This is a genomic window from Helicobacter sp. (assembly GCF_029067145.1).
Lineage (GTDB): Bacteria > Campylobacterota > Campylobacteria > Campylobacterales > Helicobacteraceae > Helicobacter_D.
This window is the reverse complement of the sequence record NZ_JAIEFA010000073.1, coordinates 1-3,158: the sequence shown is the minus strand read 5'-3', so window position 1 is coordinate 3,158 and position 3,158 is coordinate 1. Positions and strand designations below refer to the sequence as shown.

General features: G+C 34.0%; 5 protein-coding genes and 1 other RNA gene. 5 read left to right on the top strand and 1 reads right to left on the bottom strand.

All coding sequences use genetic code 11. The annotated features are described in order from the left end of the window. Positions 1–16 precede the first annotated feature (16 nt). The 5 genes from K2N75_RS07390 to cutA are packed head-to-tail and all read left to right on the top strand — an operon-like array spanning position 17 to position 2,749. Positions 17–490: a hypothetical protein gene (locus K2N75_RS07390; protein WP_297681724.1), complete on the top strand. Its 474-nt coding sequence runs from the start codon at positions 17–19 to the stop codon at positions 488–490. 39 nt (positions 491–529) lie between these two features. Then, entirely contained in the window at positions 530–1,282 is a 753-nt protein-coding gene (locus tag K2N75_RS07385) for a DUF5644 domain-containing protein (protein WP_297681726.1), read from the top strand. A 9-nt stretch (positions 1,283–1,291) separates the two neighbouring features. Next, positions 1,292–2,116: a hypothetical protein gene (locus tag K2N75_RS07380; RefSeq protein ID WP_297681728.1), complete on the top strand. Its 825-nt coding sequence runs from the start codon at positions 1,292–1,294 to the stop codon at positions 2,114–2,116. A gap of 8 nt (positions 2,117–2,124) precedes the next feature. Continuing rightward, on the top strand, positions 2,125–2,403 hold the full coding sequence (locus tag K2N75_RS07375) for a hypothetical protein (RefSeq protein ID WP_297681730.1): 279 nt from the start codon (positions 2,125–2,127) through the stop codon (positions 2,401–2,403). After that, positions 2,396–2,749: a divalent cation tolerance protein CutA gene (cutA, locus tag K2N75_RS07370; RefSeq protein WP_297681732.1), complete on the top strand. Its 354-nt coding sequence runs from the start codon at positions 2,396–2,398 to the stop codon at positions 2,747–2,749. The genes K2N75_RS07375 and cutA overlap by 8 nt, the downstream gene beginning before the upstream one ends. 19 nt (positions 2,750–2,768) lie before the next feature. Here the strand turns inward: cutA and ssrA are convergent. Next, positions 2,769–3,138, bottom strand: a transfer-messenger RNA (tmRNA) gene (gene ssrA / locus K2N75_RS07365). Positions 3,139–3,158 lie beyond the last annotated feature (20 nt).

The following is a 3,158-nucleotide window of genomic DNA, read 5'->3' as shown; positions in this document are numbered from 1 at the left end:
GTTGTAAGGAGGGATTATGGAATTTTTGCTAAAAGATAAGAAAATAAAAGAATTATTAAGAAAGCATTGTTATGAAGTTTTGGAATATTTAATCCACAAAAAAGTGAATTTTTCTATTGTATGTAATGTGTGTCGCGTCAAGTTTGAGCCAGAATTACCAGATTCTATTCGTGGTTCTTTTAGTGATTTGACGGTGTTTATTTTAGCTGGTTATACTTTTGAAAGTTTGGAGCTAGATTCAAAGAATCTTTATTTTGAAGCAGGGTTTGGTGAAGAGAATTTGGGCAGTTTTGTAACAACACCTTTGGATTCTATTGTGCAGATTTTATTGCCTAATGATGAGGATTTGCGTGCAGATTTTTGCGTATTTGTAAATCTTTTTGCAACCTTTGCAGAATTAGAGCAGACAAAAAATGGAGAAGAGGAGGGGATTCATAGTTCTATGAAAGCACTTTTAGCAAATCCAAAAAACAAAAGGTTTAAAAAATAATTTGCTATACTTTGAAGTTTAGTGTTTATGGGAGAAAATATGGATAAGAAAATTAATTTAGAATTGTTCCGTTTTGATGTCAAGACGGATTATCTGCCTTATTTTGCAAAACTGATAGTAAAAATTAATGGACAGAAATCCTTATTGGATTTGCTAGCTATTGTTCAAGAAAATGTGTTAGAGTATGGTTATAATGCGTATGGATTCAAGATTAATAATGTAGTGGTGTTTGATTTTGGTCTTAAGATAGAAGATTTGATTAAAAGATTTGGATTAGAATGGAGGATAGAGCCGCTAAATCCACATTTGGCTTTGAAAGATTTAATCATTGATGTGCAGCCATTTTTGCAAAAGATAGAATCGCTCAAGCAAGTTGGGCTAGATGAGTTGGCGCAAGAAGAAGTGCAAAGCGTCCTTAAAGATGTGGAATTTAAGGGATTGGAAGCATTGGATATAGAGACACAAACCATTAAAGATGCTTTTTTGCTTTCTTTTTTGCCTTTTGCCTATGCTACGCCCTTAAGCGTTGAGAATCCAGAATATTTAGGAGAGGCATATTTTATTTTGGTAGCTTCCTTGTATGCCAAACATAAAACTTCAGAAGTTTTAGAAACGATTTGCGGATTAGAAAATGGAATCTTCAACGCACAAAGTTTGCAAACTTATCTTTTTCCACAAAATCCCAAATTTGACGCGTGCATTAATGAGCTAAAGCAAATCGTCTTTGAAAGAAGCGAACTTCCAAAGATTCAGTCTTTTAAGGCAAAATTGTTCAAAAAAGTTAATTTTTAAGGAAAATAAATGGAATCTTTTATTTTGTTGCACAATAATTTATATCCAAAATCCTCTCATCTGTTGATGTCAAATTTCAAAGTGCTTTTAGAAAAACTACAAATTCCTATTGAAAAAACTCAAACTCTTGTGCTAGAGAGCAAGTTTTTGCCTTTTATTGAGAGGGCAAAATATTATCAAAAACTATTTCTTTTGTTTTTGGAAGCTCAAGAAACGAATCACAAAATACTCCTCTGCGATTCTCAAAGCCTACTAGAGATTAAGAGCTTTTTAAAAGCTCTTTATGAGGAAGCGGAATTAAGAGAATCTCTTGTCAAAGAATGTGGTGTGGAAATGGATATTTTAAGTTTGGAAAATTGCTTTGTTTTTGTCCCAGAAATTGTGTTAAACGCGCTTAAAATTTCACATTTAAAAGCCAAATGTTGGCAGGGATTTAAGTGCGCTTTGATATTGGATAGAGAGCTTGAAACTTGGGTGATGGAATCCCAAATCATTGCAAGCTTAGAGGAGATTACAGGATTAAAGATTATGCCATTTTTTAAAGAGAGTTATGCGTATTTGCTGCAAGTCAATCCCGCGTTGGCTTACAAAATGGGTGCAGCGGATTATTATGAAATGGTAGATAGTGGCGTAGATTTTATTTTGACGCCAAATATTGGCAATTTTGAATTAATGGACCAAAATGCGGTGGAGTTAAAAATTGCAAGCGGTCGTGATGATTTAGAGATTCCATTGCTTTTTATGCCTCAAGTGATTTTGGCTCTTTTTGAGGAAACAGCATCTTGTAATGCTTTGCAGTTTAAAGAACATAAGATTCTACCTAGAATGCTCTAAGAAAAACAATGATTATTGCGCTAAAAGTTATTATTTCTCTTGGTATTGCGATGATTTGGTATAAATTAACTTCCAATCAAGAGGTCTCGATTTTCTTTTTTGTGTTAATGTTGGTTGTTTTTTTTATCCGTCCTATTGCTTACCAAAGCCCGACAGAGCGACAAGAATATTTGGAGAAATTCAAACGTTCTAGAGAGCGTCAGATGAATTTGGAGCGAATGCGCAAGGAGGAAAAGAAAAAATCCTTAGAGGAGAAAAAAAAGAGAATGGGCGTCAAAGATGAGTAAAAAAGAACATAAAAATTGCTTAATGTTACTTCAAACAACGACTACGATAACAAATGCTGAAGTTTTGATTGAAGTTGCTTTGCAGTCCAAACTTACTCCCTGTATTCAGCAAACAGAGATTCAAAGCCATTATTTTTGGCATCATTCAATCAATCAAAATTCATTAGAAGTTTGCCACGAAAAAGAGATTTTGTTGAGTTTTAAGGTATTTAAGCAGGATTTCAAAACTTTGCGTAAGTTAATTTTGCAACATCATTCGTATGAGATTCCAGAAATTGTTGGTATTAAATTAAAGCAAATCTCTAAAGCCTATAAAAAGTGGTGTCAAAAGATTAAAGAGAAATAGAATCTTGCGTTAAAAGATTTGGTGGAGCTGTGGGGAATCAAACCCCAGTCCAAAAACCAGACCAACAACAGCCGATATACATGCTTATTTGGATTTTAAATCTTTCTTAAAAACACCAAACTTCCAAAAATAGTGCTTCAAGGCAACCTAAACTTAAACTTACATTCGGTAGTGCAAGGCGCATCTAGCTAAAATGATGTTTTTGAAAAGTCGCTAGAATCCTTGTTCAAAAACAGCTCCAAAAGCTAGTTAAACTTACGCAACTTTAGCGTAAGCAGGAGCGTAATTTGCGTTGTTTGCGTTTATATTTATATGCTAGTTTTACGACATAACACAAGTCGGCATGCAGCTAGAGCTATCTAATTCTTGTCGAAATTCAAGTCAGCCCCAAACAACAAAGTAGGGATTC